The 18,214-nt window shown below is 48.8% G+C and carries 18 protein-coding genes and 2 tRNA genes; 3 read left to right on the forward strand and 17 right to left on the reverse strand.

All coding sequences use genetic code 11. From position 1 onward, the window contains the following. Nucleotides 1-20: 20 nt before the first annotated feature. Nucleotides 21-263: a hypothetical protein gene (locus B1H56_RS11030; RefSeq protein ID WP_147554690.1), complete on the forward strand. Its 243-nt coding sequence runs from the start codon at nucleotides 21-23 to the stop codon at nucleotides 261-263. Nucleotides 264-343: 80 nt separating this feature from the next. On the opposite strand, the gene B1H56_RS11035 is transcribed toward B1H56_RS11030, so the two are convergent. The 4 genes from B1H56_RS11035 to B1H56_RS11050 all read right to left on the reverse strand — a co-directional run bounded on the left by B1H56_RS11035 (nucleotide 344) and on the right by B1H56_RS11050 (nucleotide 3,199). Further along, the gene (locus B1H56_RS11035) at nucleotides 344-1,090 is read right to left on the reverse strand and encodes a hypothetical protein (RefSeq protein ID WP_066519717.1); all 747 of its coding nucleotides are present in this window, start codon (nucleotides 1,088-1,090) and stop codon (nucleotides 344-346) included. 361 nt (nucleotides 1,091-1,451) lie between these two features. After that, entirely contained in the window at nucleotides 1,452-2,525 is a 1,074-nt protein-coding gene (locus tag B1H56_RS11040) for a relaxase/mobilization nuclease domain-containing protein (protein ID WP_066519719.1), read from the reverse strand. Next, the gene (locus B1H56_RS11045; protein ID WP_066519722.1) at nucleotides 2,513-2,818 is read right to left on the reverse strand and encodes a plasmid mobilization protein; all 306 of its coding nucleotides are present in this window, start codon (nucleotides 2,816-2,818) and stop codon (nucleotides 2,513-2,515) included. The genes B1H56_RS11040 and B1H56_RS11045 overlap by 13 nt, the downstream gene beginning before the upstream one ends. Nucleotides 2,819-2,992: 174 nt before the next feature. Beyond that, nucleotides 2,993-3,199, reverse strand: a complete 207-nt coding sequence (locus B1H56_RS11050; protein WP_066519725.1) for a helix-turn-helix domain-containing protein — start codon at nucleotides 3,197-3,199, stop codon at nucleotides 2,993-2,995. A gap of 244 nt (nucleotides 3,200-3,443) precedes the next feature. On the opposite strand from B1H56_RS11050, the gene B1H56_RS11055 reads away from it, so the two are divergent. Beyond that, nucleotides 3,444-4,586, forward strand: a complete 1,143-nt coding sequence (locus B1H56_RS11055) for a DUF6076 domain-containing protein (RefSeq protein ID WP_066519726.1) — start codon at nucleotides 3,444-3,446, stop codon at nucleotides 4,584-4,586. A gap of 4 nt (nucleotides 4,587-4,590) precedes the next feature. After that, complete coding sequence (locus tag B1H56_RS11060) at nucleotides 4,591-5,790, forward strand: site-specific integrase (protein WP_082771212.1); 1,200 nt, start codon at nucleotides 4,591-4,593, stop codon at nucleotides 5,788-5,790. A 36-nt stretch (nucleotides 5,791-5,826) separates the two neighbouring features. On the opposite strand, the gene B1H56_RS11065 is transcribed toward B1H56_RS11060, so the two are convergent. The 13 genes from B1H56_RS11065 to B1H56_RS11120 form a co-directional block, all read right to left on the reverse strand. Further along, on the reverse strand, nucleotides 5,827-7,026 hold the full coding sequence (locus B1H56_RS11065; protein WP_066519727.1) for a hypothetical protein: 1,200 nt from the start codon (nucleotides 7,024-7,026) through the stop codon (nucleotides 5,827-5,829). Between the two features lie 14 nt (nucleotides 7,027-7,040). Beyond that, on the reverse strand, nucleotides 7,041-7,223 hold the full coding sequence (locus B1H56_RS14745; RefSeq protein ID WP_197502976.1) for a hypothetical protein: 183 nt from the start codon (nucleotides 7,221-7,223) through the stop codon (nucleotides 7,041-7,043). Continuing rightward, a complete protein-coding gene (locus B1H56_RS11070; RefSeq protein WP_197502977.1) occupies nucleotides 7,193-7,882 on the reverse strand; it encodes a serine/threonine-protein kinase in 690 nt (229 codons plus the stop codon). The genes B1H56_RS14745 and B1H56_RS11070 overlap by 31 nt, the downstream gene beginning before the upstream one ends. A 10-nt stretch (nucleotides 7,883-7,892) precedes the next feature. Next, nucleotides 7,893-8,615 (reverse strand): hypothetical protein, encoded by a 723-nt coding sequence (locus B1H56_RS11075; protein ID WP_066519728.1) that lies wholly within the window; start codon nucleotides 8,613-8,615, stop codon nucleotides 7,893-7,895. 149 nt (nucleotides 8,616-8,764) lie between these two features. Next, nucleotides 8,765-8,858 (reverse strand) — tRNA-Ser (locus tag B1H56_RS11080). Between the two features lie 65 nt (nucleotides 8,859-8,923). Beyond that, nucleotides 8,924-9,014 (reverse strand) — tRNA-Ser (locus B1H56_RS11085). An 843-nt stretch (nucleotides 9,015-9,857) separates the two neighbouring features. Next, nucleotides 9,858-10,916, reverse strand: a complete 1,059-nt coding sequence (locus tag B1H56_RS11090; protein ID WP_066519730.1) for a substrate-binding domain-containing protein — start codon at nucleotides 10,914-10,916, stop codon at nucleotides 9,858-9,860. Next, nucleotides 10,913-11,926 (reverse strand): ABC transporter permease, encoded by a 1,014-nt coding sequence (locus B1H56_RS11095; protein WP_066519731.1) that lies wholly within the window; start codon nucleotides 11,924-11,926, stop codon nucleotides 10,913-10,915. The genes B1H56_RS11090 and B1H56_RS11095 overlap by 4 nt, the downstream gene beginning before the upstream one ends. 142 nt (nucleotides 11,927-12,068) lie before the next feature. Next, nucleotides 12,069-13,301: a M24 family metallopeptidase gene (locus B1H56_RS11100; RefSeq protein ID WP_066519732.1), complete on the reverse strand. Its 1,233-nt coding sequence runs from the start codon at nucleotides 13,299-13,301 to the stop codon at nucleotides 12,069-12,071. A 144-nt stretch (nucleotides 13,302-13,445) separates the two neighbouring features. Then, nucleotides 13,446-14,615, reverse strand: a complete 1,170-nt coding sequence (locus tag B1H56_RS11105) for a sugar ABC transporter substrate-binding protein (RefSeq protein WP_066519733.1) — start codon at nucleotides 14,613-14,615, stop codon at nucleotides 13,446-13,448. A gap of 50 nt (nucleotides 14,616-14,665) precedes the next feature. After that, nucleotides 14,666-15,646 (reverse strand): ABC transporter permease, encoded by a 981-nt coding sequence (locus B1H56_RS11110; protein WP_066519734.1) that lies wholly within the window; start codon nucleotides 15,644-15,646, stop codon nucleotides 14,666-14,668. A gap of 12 nt (nucleotides 15,647-15,658) precedes the next feature. After that, nucleotides 15,659-16,618 (reverse strand): ABC transporter permease, encoded by a 960-nt coding sequence (locus B1H56_RS11115; protein WP_066519736.1) that lies wholly within the window; start codon nucleotides 16,616-16,618, stop codon nucleotides 15,659-15,661. After that, a complete protein-coding gene (locus B1H56_RS11120) occupies nucleotides 16,615-18,141 on the reverse strand; it encodes a sugar ABC transporter ATP-binding protein (RefSeq protein ID WP_066519738.1) in 1,527 nt (508 codons plus the stop codon). Before B1H56_RS11120 ends, B1H56_RS11115 begins: the two co-directional genes overlap by 4 nt. Between the last annotated feature and the right edge of the window lie 73 nt (nucleotides 18,142-18,214).

An 18,214-nucleotide genomic window follows, 5' to 3' on the forward strand; every position in this document is an offset into this window, starting at 1 on the left:
TAGAGAAATAAAGTGAGGAAATGACCGACGATAAGCACAGAAAAATACTGGAAGCGCGTATGAATGCCGCATATAACGATATGGAAAAAAAGCGGACTAAGCTATCGCGGATCATCCAAAAAATAAAAGCTGATCCAAGCCTCAATATATGTGAAGATGAAAAAGTATTGAAAGCCAATATGATCCTGAGCAATGCCATACAAAAATATATGCGTTTGGAAAAACTTGTTATGAAAGACAAATCCAAATTCATAACAAAGTGAAGCGAAGTCATTAATAAACGCTCGTTTCAGTATGTCGAAAAAGTAATCAAAGTCTATTTTTAATTTGATAGGGTGACAGATCACTTTGTTTCATCATTATTATTGACTATGCTATTTTCAACACTAGTAAAGACAATGGGATATTTCTGATCAAATTTTTGCTCGTTATTCGGGATACACATTTGCAAAGCGAACTCAAACTTTTGTGAATATATATCTGCTGAGTTTACATTCTTAATCTTAACTGTCAATTTACATGTCAACGATAAGAGACCTTGAGTATATTTTCTTTCCGACAAGTCAATAACAGGTGCTTTTTCTTTTTCTGATTCGCGAAAAAAGTTAAACTCTCTTGTTTGACGTGGCAATATTGAAAAATGTTCGGTCCATTGCTTTGCAAATCCAATCTCGATGTTCTCTGTGGAAAAAAATGACTCCATATACAATGGTGTAACCGAGATAATATTAATTACGCTATCTGTCTCATTTCTAAACCCAAGTAAAATACTAACCTCGTGGTCTTTGAAACAGATAACTTCGCATGAGGTTGTGTCTAAGTGCAAATAAGGGGTTAAGCGAATTTCTTCCATTTTTAATAATTTATCACTTATTTTATTGGCGCGATCGCTTTGCGTAATTGCGATTATTCCAATAAAAATTGTTCCTATTGCTCCAATAACAGCACCAAAATATGAAAGCATTTCTTTTGCTCCCCACAATGTTGTATAACCTTCCCCTGCTTTATAAGATTCATTTATAATAAAAGGAATTATAACAACTAATATGCAAAAGAGACACAGCATTATAATAATGTTCTGCTTCTTCACCTCATATACTCCAATCGCTTTGACATCTTTGTTGTATATTCTTTATTTTTATAATTATTATATCATACTTGCTTATAATTGACATGGCCTTAACCTAAGGCTCAAATGCATTGATATACATTGAAAAACGAGGTCATTTGTTTATGACCTCGTTTTTCAGCCTTTGAATGATTAGAATATTTTAGAAAGAATATCCCATAGCCCTGCAATCGTAGGTATGATCCAAAGTGTTAGAAACAGCACCTTGCAAGCTTTCAGCGTATTGAGAGACCTTTTGATGTCTTGCGTCACTACCTGTATATAGGATTTTGTGATTCCCCTAATCTGCTTCATGGATTCATCAAAACCGCTTAAATGCTGATCACAAACATCGGTCGTCGTCTCGGCTAACGTGTCGACGGTTTCGTCGATCTTTTGCTCCAGAACCTCGTTGCTTTGTTTCATTCCTTTGATCTGGCTTTGCATTTCTTCGAGCGATTGATTGATCCGGCTGAACTCCGCTACGGCTGATTCCTGAAATTTCAGCGATCTTTCTTCGGATTTGATCAACTGATCTTTCAGCACCTTGTTCTCCTTTGTCAAAACGTCCACGTTGAGCCTCGTATCCAGTAGCGCGTCCGGATTCGTAATGGTCACTTTCAAGTTTCCATTCTCCTCGATTTGTTTCAACACATCTTCGCATTTCATTCTCTAATCCCTCCTTGCTAATATCCACCTTGAAGACTTTGGACAGGCGGCAATCGCGTACCTTATGCCCGTCCTGATCTACAAAGACGATATATTTCCTGCTGTCCGTCCACCTTGCCTCAATCCCTTGATCGCGCATTTTCTGAACGAAATCCTTGCGGCTTGTCGCTTGGGCTTTACTCTTCGTAATCGCTCTCACAATATTGAGCATCCAACTTTGATAGGTTCCCTTTGCCGCTTTTTCTATCGCCTTATACGTTCCCATACCAAAGGCCGTGATTTCCTTGTTCTTTTGGCAGATCGTTTTGCCGTACTCCCTAAGAATGCTATCTGAGAAATCCTTTAATTCCTGCAATTTGGCTTTTGAGTAACGGAATTTGTAACCATGCTCGAAGCTGACCGAGTTGACCACGATGTGCGTATGAATGTGATCCCTGTCCTTGTGCGTTGCATAGCACACCTCATACCCTTGAAATAACGGGCTGCGGGTGATCAGTTCGTAGGCGATCCGGCTGGCTTCCTCCGGCGTAATAGTTTCATTTTTAGAGAAGCTTTGTATAAAGTGCTTATACTGCCTGCCCCCTGTTTTCCGCCATGCGCGTTTGGTCGCTTTCATCTCGTCGATTGCATCAAGCGGGTTGCAGTTATACCCACCAATCAATTTCTTTTCAGTCTTTTCATGCTTCATAATGTAGTTTATGATCTTGCCGATACTGGCTTTTGAATTAACGGCTTTCAGGATTGCCAAACTGTCATCAACTCCTTTATCGCGGAATACATATTTTCAAGTTGCGGCGTACAGTCTACAATCAATCCGGCGTTTACCTGATACGCGATTTGGTTCACGTTGTTTCCAATGGCTTTCAATTCCTTCACGACCTCTCTGCCTCCTTCCTTTACGTGGATGTCTTTGCCGAGCATACTACGCAGGGCATATTCCCGAAGCGTCAATCCTGAACGTTCGACCTTTGATTGGATCAAGACAAGCTCCTTGTCCGACACCCTGAAACTGACACAATTTTTTCTGCTGCGGTTAGCCATGTTCCACCTCCCTCGAATGTGTTCTGACGGGGGTTCAAAGGGGGATTCCCCCTTTGCAAGCGTCCAAGTGGCGTGCCACTTGGGGAGCTTGCCTTCCTCTGTACGATACGGAGCAGGAGTACCGCCGAGAGGGCGGTATTCCTGTCTGCTGTATCGTTCGGGGAAGTGAGGCGCTTATCCGGCCTTGCCACTGTTTGTATCGATCCACTTGATAAACTGCTCTTTTCCTACGATCATCCGTTTGCCAATATACAAGGTTGGGAAACCGTTTGCGTGCATAAGCGTATATGCACCTGCTCTGGAAATGCCCAACACTTGCGCTACCATATCGGCGGTCAATGTGACCGGCAACTGGTCATACGATGTTTGATTCTGCTTCATGCGCTCCTCCTTATTCTGTTGTCAATGTGCGATGGTCTAAAAACCGTATCGATTCACCTCCATTCATTCAGACAATATTTATTTATAATAAATATTGTCTATCGCAACATCATAACATAGGAATGGATGCGCCGTCAATATATTAATGTATAATAATATTGTCTTTTTATTTTGCGGAAAGCATTGACAATATTTTTGGAATCAATTATAATGATGATATTAAATTGTCTAAGCGGAGGACCTTATGCAGATTTTGACAGCTATGCTGTTTTCACTGGAATATTCACAGGAAAACGAAAAACGGATTTATCAGTATGTGGAAGATACAAACCCTGAATACAGGGAATTACAGAACGATGTCCGCAAAAGCTTTGAATACGGTAGTATGTTATTGGATTTTGCGGAAACTGATCCGAAACTGTTTGAGCAAATATCCCTGCCTGCCGCTATGTTATTGGGAAAAATGAATCTTTCTCACGTCGAGGAAGCGAAAAACGAACTGAGAACACTGGCAAAGCAAACAAAGAAACGGCTTGCGGAAGTGCCTGAACTTTTCAGTGTATACAAGGCAAAGGGATTAAGGGCGATAGAAGCTGTGCTTGAACAGGAGCAATGGGAGCAACAGGAACGTCAGCAATATATTTTAGAGGGTTTCAAAGGAATATTCCTGAGCGCCCATGTGATTGCCGCATATATTGAACAACTCAATATCCTGCTGAATGCAAATGTATTTGCGGAACAGATATATAACCAAAAAGCAACGGCAGAAATACGGATGGATATGATCTATCATCTGCTTGGCGTGCATGACGAAAGCGTCAATGATTATTTTTATGCACCGCAAGCCGCATCAGGCAGCACAATAGATGGAATATCTGTAAGCCTGCCACCTGACATCATGGCTCCGTCGGATTATTCTTTCCTGCACGATGCGGAAATACGGCAAAAGATGATGATAACAGTGGATAACGACCTGCATCGATTAGAATATTATATCCATGCGGATGATACCATGCAAAGTATGATCATGGGATATATACGGGATATGATCGAAAATGACGCTGTGATCCGAAAATGCAAACATTGCGGAAGGTATTTTGTCGCGCAGGGCAAAACGGTTTATTGTAACCGCACTGTGGACGCGCAAGGTAACACCTGTCGGAAGAAGGGCGCAATGGCGCAATACACACAGAATTTAGACAACGCACCTGAAAAGAAAGCATACAGGCTGACCTACAAGAACAACTTTGCAAAGATGAAAAAGGGTGCTTTATCCGAAGCGGAATTTGAGCGGTGGAAGAAAGAAGCAAAGAAGCTGAAAAAAGATGTGGAAAGCGGCGTGATGCCAGTGGAAGCGTTTCTCGACTGGCTCAAATATGGGGAGTGATCACATGGATAGGAAGGAAAACAAAGATAACCGTAAGGCAAAGAGAGGCGCACAGGGCGGCGGATCGATGCGCAAGCGTGCTGATGGTACTTGGGAAGCGCGTTACACCGTTGGACGCGATCCTGGCACTGGTAAACAGATTCAGAAGTCTGTTTATGGGAAAACGCAAACAGAGGTTCGCAAAAAGCTACGTCAGGTCACGACGGAAATAGATAACGGTATTTATATAGAGTCTGTCAAAATGATGTTTGGGCAGTGGCTTGATATTTGGTTGAAAGAGTACACGGGCAATCTAAAGCCGTTGACGCTGAAATCTTATGTTACGCAAATAGAAAAGCACATCAAGCCGTCACTGGGAGCGGTTAAGCTTCAAGCGCTAAATACACCAACAATACAAGCCTTTTACAACAAGGTTCATAGGGGAACAAATGATACAGTAGGTCTATCGGCGAAAACAATCAAAAATTTGCATGGTGTCGTTCATAAAGCGCTTTCACAAGCTATGGAAATTGGATATGTGAAGTTTAACGCTTCTGACGCCTGCAAGCTGCCCCGTGTCGAGAAAAAAGAAATCAAACCGCTTGAAAATGATGAAATGAGCGCATTTTTGCAAGCAATACAAGGACATCCATATGAAACGATCTATCTTGTCGATCTGTTTACAGGTTTACGGCAGTCAGAAATTCTTGGGCTGACGTGGGATTGCATCGACTTTGACAAAAGAACGATTTATGTGTACAGGCAGCTACAAAAAATACAGGGAGTTTATCAGTTCCTTCCGTTGAAAAACAATAAGGCGCGAACGATCTCTCCTGCATCTACTGTTATGCAAGCACTAAAAGCGCAGAGACTTCGGCAAAGTGAATGGCGCTTAAAAGCCGGAGCAGCTTGGCAGCCGTGGGAAGGGAATCAACTTGTGTTCACGAACGAAATCGGCGGACATCTTGCCCACTTTACGGTTTATAAGCACTATAAGAAGATTGTGCGTGATCTTAATATTCCAGATGCGCGGTTTCATGACCTGCGGCATACCTACGCAGTCGCTTCCCTGCAAGCGGGGGACGATGTGAAAACGGTGCAGGAAAATCTTGGACACCACACCGCCGCTTTCACACTCGATCAATACGGGCATGTTACAGAGCGTATGAAGAAGGAAAGTGCGGATCGGATGGAGAAGTTTATTCGTGAAATAAGAACAGAATAACCCGTTGCCGGTATCCAATTCAAATAGAAATAGTATTTACATTTTATTCCATTCGTTCTTCAGGACATATCCAAACTCCATATCATGCGCTGCAATGGCTGCTCTATTCACATCAATGATATCACTGAAATCTCTATCTTGGCCTCGAATACCTTTGCTGCGTAGCCCTGAAATGATACGTTCGGCAGTTTCTAACAAGATTATATGAGCGTCTTTCGTTTCTTCATAAGAGGTTCTGGATGACATTAAACATTGCATTCTTAAACTATTTAGATAATGTCTGTGCGCTTCTTTTTCACCATAATTTGATGACGATGGGAGCCCTTCACTAAATAACATCTCGCAGTATGGACTCATCATATCATAAGAAGGTTCCATATTTGACAAAATCCCCATACGTTTTGCAATATCTAAAAAGGGAATTTTATACTCTGATAAAGATTGTGGACAATAGTACCAAACTGCACGACGACTAATTTCATCATTCTCTAACGTTTCGAATAATTCAGGTTGAAACCATCTAACGTTCAAAAAATTTCCTGAAGCAATAGCATCACACTTCGCCAACGCAAGACATAACATTTGATGGCTAGCGTAGCCGACAATTACTTTTTTACCTAACCTTTTTACTCCAGCCACCAATGCCAACATATTCTTCATCCATAATGGTTGGTTAATCAAATAGAAACGCTCTGGATGTTCACAGACAAGGTAAACCCCATCAATGCCCCAAGTACCTACATACTGTATGATCATCTCAATTTGTTCGTCATCCATCATTACATCGCCAGAAAGCGCTATTGTTTGAATTAGTGGCATTTTAGGATCAACCCTTTTGGCATTGTCTACACGCTGCCGTTGACATTTATCCCAAATTGTATCTATTCGATGTGTGGTTGAAGACGGTAAGATATATTCTTCTGCACCGATAAGCTGATTAATGTCATACAGTCGTTCAATTGTTTTTAAACAATCGCCATTATCAACGCTTGTAAAGTCATCGGTAGGCCAATAATCATATTTTACTAAAGTTTTATGGTGTTTTCTGGGGAAATAAAGTTGTGGATCAAATAGCACTTTTCCGTTGCACTTTACCATTTCTTTGCTAAATTTGGATAAACTACCGGGAACCATATTTCTAGGGCTAATGATCACAGTAGTATCGTTATCCCAATATGAGGATAATTCTTTACAAAGAGCTTGCATGCCGTGTCCCATTTGAATATAAAAATCCATTTTACTACCTCCCCTTAATATTCAAAAGTGCTTTTTGCTGCATTCAGCCAACCTAATGCCTGATTTGCGCTATTTGGTCGCCGTGATGGATATTTTGCCATTAGCGAACTTAATAAAGCCATAAATTGTTTCTGCATATCACCCATCATAGAAAAAACAATAGGAGTTATAGTCTCTGTTCTCTGAAGCACTTCCATCGCATTTCCAGCTCCTTCGCGAAAGGGATTATGACCCGTTCCGTTATACATTCGTAGGTTACAACTCCAATCGAAAACAAATCGGTACGTGAGTCTATATTGCTCTTCAAATTGTTAAATTGTTCTGGGGCAGCATATCCCGGCGTGTGAGGACCAAACATTGCTTCTGTCTGTGTTAGAGAAGGTTGGCCCAATACGCGCGCTATTCCAAAGTCTAAGAAATAAACAATCCCATTATTATCAACAATTATATTTTCTGGTTTAATATCTCTATGAACAATATTTTCTTTTTCCAACTGTTCAATAAATGTTAAACCTTGCTCCAAAAATATCACAGCTTCTTTTAAATTAAGATAATCATTTCGTTGAATTTTAGCGCGAAGCAGTTCGCCATTAACCCTCTGCTCAACAATATAAAGCGTTTTTTCACCTTCTATTTCTAGATACCCAGTTTCAAATATTTTAGGCACATTATTAAAATTTTTATTAAGTCCTATATCGATTTCACGCTCTGACCGAGGATCGCCTACATTAAAATACAACTTTACCACGACGTTACCATATTTTGAACTTTCAGCCTTATATACTTGTTTTTGCCCACCACGCGCTAGAGGTGTAAAATCAAGATACTTTTTTTTGAAATTCTGAAAATTTTCCAATTTTATCTCCCTAATGAAAACTACTATTGCCTATCCATTCATTAAACAAAATAGATTGATAACTAGATGGCAGTGGTAACTTTTCAGCTTCAACTATTTTTCTAAATCCTTTATGGGTACAGTATAATCCTATTCCATGCTTCGAAAAACTTTTCACAGTAGAATTTTGTGGTCTAGAAGAATTTATGAGCGCATAAGACTGCGAAACGAACCAAGTATTTAGTAATGATTGTTCTGTAACCTTACCAATATCATTTAGCTTCGCTTCAATTGAGACTAATTTGCGAATGCTAAATGCTTCGCTTTTTTTTAAGGCATACCAACTTTTATTTTTATACTCAACTAATTTTGCATCCATCAACTTTTCCAAAGAACGCAAAGTATGTTTTTCGGGGAGCCTTAATGAATCAATTAAATCCTGCCCTATTACTTTTCCAATATGCAATAAATGAGCTAATACTTTCAAATCGTCTACGCCTAACTCTGTCCTTTCCTTTGTCCAACGATCTAGAATTGATGGGTGATAAGATGCAAAAACTACATCAGGAAATCCTGATACAACTCGTGGTTCCATAAAAATTGCAAGATTGTTCACCTTATTATCACGCAAAAATTTATTACAATAATAATCAACGAAAGACAAAACCAATTCACACTCGGCACCCTGAGTAGCATTCCGAGTGTAAAGTCCTATTCTTTCATTATCTTCTGTAAAGTAAGTTATGCGATTCATGTTGTAAGTCCCCCTTTTCATTATCATATCATAAAAATGTTTGGCTTGTAATATATTCGTAGTAAAACCTTTAAAATTCTCTAAAGGGTAAATTAAAGGGTAAAAATATCACAAAACGCAAAAGAACCGCTTTGTTAAGCGGTTCTTTTTGGCGGAGAAGGAGGGATTTGAACCCTCGCGCCGGTTACCCCAGCCTACTCCCTTAGCAGGGGAGCCCCTTCAGCCGTACTTGGGTACTTCTCCAACTGAACTGTGCCGCATCATTCACTTGTATGCCGGGCCGCTTCCCACCTTCCACCGATAAAAAATGGCGGAGAGAGTGGGATTTGAACCCACGGATGGGGTAAACCATCGCCGGTTTTCAAGACCGGTGCCTTAAACCAACTCGACCATCTCTCCATCCAAATACGCTTTAATAGTATAGCAAAACCAAAGGTGCGTTGTCAAGCGCAAATTGCACGGTTAAGGCATTTCAGGGCGCTTGGGGCAGGTCGCTGTCTATCAGGGACACGACCGCGCATATCTGGCCGGCTTGTTTAACGGCTCAAGAGAGATCGCCGCTGGCCAAACGCTTGCTCCTTTATTTATGTATGCGGCTCATATTCCTGTTTTTTATAATATTGGCAAAATTCAGTGCTTTCACTGCCTTTTCAAAATGTGGAGCACGGATAAAATTCTTGCCTGTATTCCTCCTTGTTTTCAGGAAAATCATCCCTGCAAAAGTCTTCCCGTGCTACAATTTAAGCCTCATAGCCGCCTCTTCGGTAATACCGTCGAACAACCGTGCAGTTCCATTTCATGTAATTTGCTATCCTTTTTTAACAACCCAGGTTCATATGCTTTTTGCAGTTTACAGGCTAATAACTCAGCATATTCGGTACTTCAGTCTATACCTTAAATTTTTTAGCACGGCATTTTAATGAACACAATAGGAACATTCCAAAATGGCTTAATAACGCAATTTTAATACAACACGACAAAGGCCGTCCCTATTCAGGGCGGCCCTTGATGTTGGCATCCTTTATTTAGGAGGCGGCCTGTATCGGCATTGCTGTGTTTGATAAGCTTCGGCTGGCCGTTTACATCCGTGCATTTGGCCGCGGACACTCTCCGGCGCTATGCTCCCCTTCCGGTGATTTCAAAGATTCAAATTATAGTTTTAGACCAGCATAATCTTCCGCATTTAAAGAACGGCAGGCCAGCGGCGTGCCGCGAAGCAAAGCTCCCATCGGTTCGTCCGCCTCAGTAGCCCGAATGACCGATATACTCCCCCACATTTTCCGTTGTGATTACCGGGCACTCGAGCTCGATATAGCCGGGGATTTCCTCCCCCTCCATCACCTTCACACCCGCGAATATCCCTGCGGGCATGGGGATGGGATAGGCCACCACCGCGTCGATATCCCCCGCCTGCACCGCGCCAAGCGCCGATTCCTGCGCGTCGATGCTCACGATGGGGATATCCCTCCCCGCCGCTTTTAGGGCTTGGATAATACCCATCGTCATGACGTCCGACTGGCTGAAGATCGCGTCGATATCGCCGTCATCCGGAAAGCGCTGCAGCAGGTCTTCCATCTCCCCGAGGCCGCGCGTCTGCAAAAAATCCGCGTACGGCGCGGCGATTACCTCGATTTGCGATCCCGCGATGCCCTGCGCGAAGCCGATGTGCCTGTCATTGGTGTTGGAAGCCGCCGGAGCGCCCTGTATCTCCACCACCTTTCCCTTGCCCCCGAGAAGCTCCACCATCGCTTCGCCCGCCTTTTGGCCGATCTTTACATCGTCTGCCTTGACCACGGATTCAAAGTCCGCGGGCACATAGCGATCCACGCATACCACGGGAATTCCCGCCTCTTTCAGCCGCTCGAAGGCGGGCACCATCGCTTCTTTTTCCACCGGGTCGATCACCAGCACGTCGATGCCCCGGGCAATGTAGTCGTCAATCAGCGCGCTTTGCGTAACCGGGTCCCCGTCGCCGTTGCCGATCACATAATCCATGTTGGGGAAATACTTTTCCAGTGTTTCCTCGGCCATGACCTTCGTGCCCCCGCCATAAGGGAAGCGCATGGACGAAACGATCACGCCCATCGTTCCGGTATATTCGCCGAGCGGCTTTTCGGGCACCAGCGTCCCTGCGGCGGTTTCGCTGCAATAGATACCGAAATCAACGGATTCGCCGTTCACAGTGTAAAGCACGGTCTCTCCTTCGTCCGCAGGGTTTCCTACCGGCGACCGGGTCATATGTCCGCAGGATGCCAAAAGCAGCGCCGCAGCGGCGAGGAGCGCAGTCACAGTTCGCCTCATAATCCCCTCCACGCTTCCTTGATGCGCCCTTTGAGCCCTTTGGTGGAAAGCAGGATCGCAAGGATGATGATAACTCCCTTAACGATCTGCTGGATATACGTAGGCACGCCTGTCAGGTTCAGCAGGTTTGCGACCGCCGTCATCAGCAATACGCCCACCACCGTGCCGATCACGCTTCCCTTGCCGCCCGAAAGGCTGGTGCCGCCGATTACAATGGCGGCGATGCTGTCGAGCGCCGCCGTGCTGCCCGCCACCGGATGCCCCACATACAGCCAGCATGCCGTCACAATTCCTGCCAGCGCCGCGCACACGCTGCATACGATATAAGTGACCATAATAATCCGCGTAGTGCGCACGCCCGCAAGGCGTGCGCCTTCAAAGCTGCTTCCCACGCTGTATACATACCGCCCGAAAGGCACGTAGCGCAGCACCACGGCCGAAAGCACGGCCAGCGCTGCAAAGAGCACGAACGGGCCGGGCACCGGCCCCACGTTGCCGTTCCCAAAAAAGTCGATCACCGGGCTCGTCACTGTGGTAAACTCCACGGGAATCCCGTCGCACAAAAGCAGCGCGAGCCCCCCGGTGACCGAAGAAGTCGCGAGCGTCATGATAAACGGCTGGATGCCGAAAAAGATGGCGCCGAACCCGTTGACGATTCCCACGATCGCACCGAGAAGCAGGGCGCACAGCACGGCAGCCCACAGCTCGTAACCGAATTTTGTAAGGATGGAAAAAACGATACCGGTAGCCGCAAGCACGCCGCCCACCGAAAGATCGATGCCGCCGGTGATGATGACGAACGTCATGCCGATGGCAATGATGCCTGTGGTGGAAGCCTGCCGGGCAACGTTCGTAATATTCTGTACGCTGAAAAACTGCGGTGCGAAGAGGGCGATCAACAGCAGCACGATAATGAGGAGCGCGATCATCGCGGCATTGTCCTTCAAAAAGCCCGTTACATTTTTTTGTATTTCCGCTCCCCCGCTGGTTGCTGCGCTGCGCCTGTTCATGATATGGCTACCCCTTTTACGCTCCTTTTTTGCTATTGTAGCAAATAAAATCCGGTAAAAAAACTAACATTCTTGCGGTCTTTCTCCTGGGCAAAAAAACAGCCGCTTCAGGGAGCGGCTGTTTTTAAGGAAAAAAGTAATCTTACGGCTTATAGCTGAACCGCGGGAAATTCGTCAGCGGTTCCATACCGTCCTTGTGCACGACGATCGGGTCTTCCGTGCGCACGCCTGTCAGGTTTTCGTCGATGGCGGACAGCTCATACGCGAACGTCTGTCCCTCCACGAGCACGTCGTCCGAATCCGGCCCGATAATCGGCATGGCTTCCTCGGGGTCCATGCCCGTTCCGTGCGGCCCCAGGCGGCCTTCGCTCGGGGATACGATGAATTGCGTGATGCCCTCCTTGTCGGCCGCCGCGCGGATGACCGCATCCGCTTCGCGTCCCGTCATGCCCGCGCAGATTTGCTCGAGTCCCGTTTCAAACACGCGGTTCAGCTTTTCAAGCAGCTCTACCTTTTCCTTCTGCACATCGCCAAACACATACGTCCTTGCGGAATCGGAGCAGTAATCGTTGATCCGGCAGCCGTGGTCCATCATCACGATATTGCCGCGCGTGATCTTTGTGTCCGTAGGGCGCTTGAAGAGGGAAAGCAGGTTGTCTGCCGTCTGTACCATAATATCGAAAGCGATGCTGTGCGCGCCGGACGCGAACATGGCCGCATAGACCAGGCTTTGCGCCTCTTTTTCGGTGATGCCGTCCTCCATCACGTCGTAAAGCATCTGCGCGCCAATATCCGCCACGCGTCCCGCCCTGCGCATGGTGCGCAGTTCCTTTTCCGTTTTGATGGATTTGTAGTATTCGATCATCTGGCTCTGTTTTATGTCCGCGTCCGGGATGCCCTTTTTGATTTCATCCCATATCTCAAGGTCGCAGTACGTATAGCCGCACAGCGCAACTTTTTTGAGCGGCTTTTTGGCGTTATAGTCCGCAAGGAAACGGCTCAGCTCGCCGCGTATCTCGCGGATATCGTCGCCCATGTACTTCATTGCGGATTCCTCGTGCGCCGAACGGATCTGGCTGTCAGGCAGGAAAAACACCGGGTCTGCCCCGGGGGCCAGGAATACGATCTCCGGCTGCGGGTATACCCCGTCGATAGTGCGGTAGTTGACCAGCCAGCGGATGTTGCTCATGCGGTAGCAGTCACCGAACACAAGCATCGCGTCCCAGCCCTCCTCTTCGATCTTACCTTTCACCTTCTCGGTGCGCGCTTTATATTCCGCGCCCGTGATCGTTTCGCCAAACCCATCCCAAATGCTCTCATTGATGAGCTGCTCGAACTTCGCGGGTAACATGTCTCTCGTTTTCTTTGCAATCATTTGTTTGCCTCCTGTTAGATTTTTTTTTATGATTGTTTGCTCAATGCAAATTGTTTGACAGAAGCGGTTTTCTCCTTTCCTTTCGGGCGGGGCCGTGCCCGGGTGCACAAAGGCCGCACCCGGACGCGCCCTTCCGCCTGCCGGTTAGTTGTAGCTTTCCTCCGCTGCAAGCGCCCAGTCCACATATGCCTCGGGGATATCGATGTTTTCGCTGTCCACAAGGATGGTGGGCACGTTGATGACCTTGTCGATGCTGTAGCCGAGAAGCTCGTGCATGAAGATCGCCTTGACCGCCTCGCGGCCCTGGTCCACGCTTCCCACGTCCACCGTCGCGGTGAGTCCGCCGCTCCTGATCTGTTCAAAGCCGGATTTCAGGCCGTCCGCGCCGACTACGATGATGCCTTCGCTGCCGTCCCACATTTTGAGACCCATCGCCTGCACCGCCTGTACGGCGCCCTGCGCCATCTCTTCGTTCTCGCCGTAGATGAAGTCCACGTCCGGGTTTGCCTGCAGGAGGTTTTCCGCCGCCGCCATACCTGAATCGCGCACATACTCGCCGCGCTGCTCACCGACGATCGTAAGGCCCGGATATTCGGATACCGCTTCCATGAAGCCCTCGCGGCGCGAGGTCGTCCAGTGGCCGTCGTTGCCGGAGATAAAGAGTATCTTGCCTTCGCCGCCGAGCTTTTCAGCCGCGTACTGGCCCACGAGGTAGCCCGATTGGCGCGCATTGTCGTAGCTGATGACGGAAGTCGCCTTGATGGTGTCAACATCCCACAGCTCCGCGGGCATGTTGAACAGGTACACTGCCGTGCCCGCCGCCGTCGCTTTTTCGTACACGGCGTTCATCGAATCGAAGTCGCCCGCCGTGCATACCAGCACCGCGTCGAATTCCTTGGTCGCCCAGTTTTCGATGGTCGAGACCTGCGATTCCACCGCGTCGTGCTCGCTCGGCGCCACGAACTCGAATTCAAAGTTCACGCCGAAGCGGTCGTGCAGCTCGTTCATCATGGTATAGGCCCCGTGCATGATGATATCGTAAAACTCGGATGCCGCCGGCGGAGTGAAGCCGATCTTGAAGGTCTTGCCTTCCACCTTGGCGCGTACCGCCGCTTCCCATTCCGGGTCGCCCCACTGCCATGTGCCGTCCGCAGCGGAAACGGCCGGTGTACCCGCGCCGGCCACGCCGCCGTCCGCAGCCGCAGCCGACGTCTGCGCCGGGCTGTCTACATTCCCGCAGCCCACAAGCGCTGCGCTCAGCGCCATGAGTACCGCAAGGGCAAGCCCTACCACTTTAAAATGCCTTTTTTTCATGTTCTTCCATTCCTCCTGTTATTTTATGTGCATACGCCGTATGCAAAAGCCTATCCTTTTTTATTGCGGTGGCTCAGGAACTCCACCGCCACCACGATCAATATGATGATGCCCTTTACAATCGTTTCCCAGTCCGGGTCCACGTTCAGCAGGTTCAGCGCGTTGCTGATAAGATAGATGATGAACGCCCCCAGCACCGTGCCGACAAGCGTTCCCCTGCCGCCCGAAAGGCTGGTGCCGCCGATAATCGCCGCCGCGATCGCGTCGAGCTCATAGCCCTTGCCCATTTCAGGATGCACCGTTTCCAGGCGGGACGCGAGCGTAATCCCCGCGATTGCCGCCATCAGGCCGGACAGCGCGTAAACCTTGATTAAAAGCTTATCCGTATCGATGCCCGACACCCTTGCCGATTCCTCGTTGCTGCCATACGCCGTCACATGCCGTCCGAACGCCGTACACCGGTACACGAATTGCAGGATCACGAAAGCCACGATGGCAATCACGATGGGGAACTGCAGTCCGAAGACGTCCCCCTGCCCGATGAAGCGGAAGCCGCCCACCATATAGTTGCGGAAGGGGATTGAGTTCGTCCACACATACATGACCCCGCGCCCGATACTCATGGTGGCGAGCGTGGCGATGAAGGGCGTGATGCGCAGCTTGGTTATCATCAGGCCGTTACCCGCGCCCACAAGGATGCCCACAAGGACGCCCGCAATGATCGCCGGAACGATATTGACGTTCATGGAAAGCAACCAGCCTGCCATGCCGCCCGAAAGAGCGAGCATCACGCCTACCGAAAGGTCGATGCCGCCGGTGGTGAGCACGAACGTCATGCCGAAGCCCAGGAGCATGATGAATACCGACTGGCGGAATACGTTGGTGAGGTTCGACACCGAAAGGAAGCTGTCCGAAAGGAAGGACATCACAACCATCATGACGATGACGAAGATCAGCAGGCCGAGAAGCTGCCGGTCTATTTTCTTTTTTGCTTTTACTGCAAGAGGCGCAGCCGTTTCATTGTTTTTCATATGCCCTCCTTCCTAGACCCGCTGCGCTTTGCGCGACGTAAACCGTTCAAGCGCCACGGCGATGATGATGATCGCGCCGACGATGATCTGGCGGTAGAACTGGTTTACCGATAAAAGGTCGAGTCCATTTGAAATCATGCCGAGGATCACCGCGCCGATGATCGCGCCGACAATGCTGCCCTTGCCGCCCGCCATACTGGTGCCGCCGATGACCGCCGCCGCGATCGCGTCCATTTCATAGCCGCCGCCCATTTCGGACTGCACGGCCGTAAGCCGCGCCGCAAGGAGAATTCCGGACAGCGCCGCGAGCAGGCCGGAAAGCATGTATACGCCCACCGTAACCTTGTCGCACGATACGCCGGACAAAAACGCGACTTCGCGGTTTGAGCCGATGGCCGTCACATTACGTCCGAAGCTCGTGAATCTAAAGAGGAACAGCAGGATCACGAAAACGATGATGGTGATGAAGACCGGAATGGGCAGCCCCGCGATATAGCCCTGCGCAAGGTAGGTGAACTCCGGCACCGCAAATCCGCTGACCGCGCCGTTGGTGGTGGACAGCAAGAGGATGCCGCGCACCACGCTCGACATGGCGAAGGTCACAAGGAACGGGGCGATCTTAAGCTGCGTGATTAACAGTCCGTTCAAAATGCCGAACGCTGCGCCCGTCCCGAGCCCCGCCAGTATCCCGAGAAAAATGTTGCCTCCCGCCGCGATAATCATTCCCGTTACCGCGCCCGAATATCCGAGGATCGAACCCACCGAAAGGTCGATGCCGCCGATGGTAAGCACGAACGTCATGCCGAAGCCCACGAGCATCACGAACACCGACTGCAAAAGCAGGTTCTGGATGTTCTCCACCTTCAGGAAAAAGGGCGAGGCAACGGCGAGGAACACGAACAGCGCGATCATGACGACCAGGATGCCAAGCTCGTCAAATTTTTTGGTCTGTGCGACTGCCTGCTTTTTCATGATTCATGCCCTCCCGACGCATACAATGTGATGTTTTCTTCCGTCGCCTGCGCGCGGGTAAATTCGTTCACAATCCTGCCCTGGTGCATGACATAGATGCGGTCCGCAAGGCCCAAAAGCTCGGGGAGCTCGGAGGACACGAGCAGGATTCCCCCGCCCTCTTTTACGAAATCCGCGATCAGCCTGTATATTTCGTGCTTGGCTCCCACATCGATGCCCTGCGTCGGTTCGTCGAAGATCAGCACCTGCGGTTTTGTAAACAGCCATTTCGCCAGGATCACCTTCTGCTGGTTTCCGCCCGAAAGGGACTTTACCTTCTGATAGATGGTCGGCGTTTTTACGCCCAGCCGCTGCACATACTCCTTCGCCGTTTTGACCTCTTTGTTTTTCCGGATGACAAAATTTCCCGCCAGCACTTCCTTGAGGTTCGCAAGCGTAATATTGTCTTTTACGTCCTGTTCGATGAGCACGCCCTGCAGCTTCCTGTTTTCGGGAAGCATGCCGATGCCGCAGCGGATCGCGTCCTTCGGGGTCCTGATGCGGCATTTCCTGCCGTCCACAAACACCGTGCCCGAAGACGTCTTATCCGCTCCCACAATGGCGCGTACGGTCTCGGTACGGCCCGCGCCCGCAAGGCCCGCAAGCCCTACGATCTCTCCCCGGTTCACATGCAGGCTCACATCCTCGAGCACGCCGCGGCGCGAAAGGCCGTTCACGCGCAGGATCTCGCCGCCCACGGGAACGTCTTCTTTTACGATGTAATTGGTGATGGTACGGCCCACCATGCGCGCCACGAGGCCGCCCTCATCCGTATCCTCCGGTCCGACCTCCGCCACATTTTTGCCGTCGCGCATGACCACAATGCGGTCGACTAGCCCAAAAAGCTCACGCAGGTGGTGCGTGATGTAGATTACCGCGATACCCTGCGATTTGAGCATATGCACAAAATCGAACAATACCTGCCGTTCGTGCTCCGCAAGGGCCGCGGTAGGCTCGTCCATGATGACGAGCGAACATTTTATCGACAGCGCCTTCACGATCTCAATCACGCGGTTCTTAAGCGCCCCCAGCTGCCCGACCGGGACGAGCACGTCCTCCACGGTCGGGAAAAATTTTGCATACAATTTCTGTGTTTCTTCGAGCATGGCCTTTTCGTCGAGGCGCTTCACCGCCCTGCCTATTAGCCCCTTCTGCACCTCCCGTCCAAGGTACACGTTCTGCACCGCGGAAAGATGCGGCGCGAGCGAAGGCTCCTGGAAAATCGTGCTGATACCGAGTTCCTGCGCGCGCTTCGGGTCGGTGATGCGGGCGGGCTGCCCGTTTACCCTGATCTCCCCTTCGTCGGGATGATAGAGCCCTGAAAGCATCTTCATCAGCGTGGATTTTCCCGCGCCGTTTTCCCCGACAAGCGCTACGGCTTCGCCCCTGTTTACGCTGAGCGAAACGTCCGAAAGCGCGACCACGCCGGGAAAACGCTTGGTGATGCCCGTCATCTCGATGAAAGCATTGCCGCTGTTTCCCATATTCTTCCCCCCTGTTCTGTTTGATTGCTGCGTATTCGATGGAAGCCGGCCTTCCAAAACCGCATCTGGATTC

The organism is Christensenella minuta (assembly GCF_003628755.1).
Lineage (GTDB): Bacteria > Bacillota > Clostridia > Christensenellales > Christensenellaceae > Christensenella > Christensenella minuta.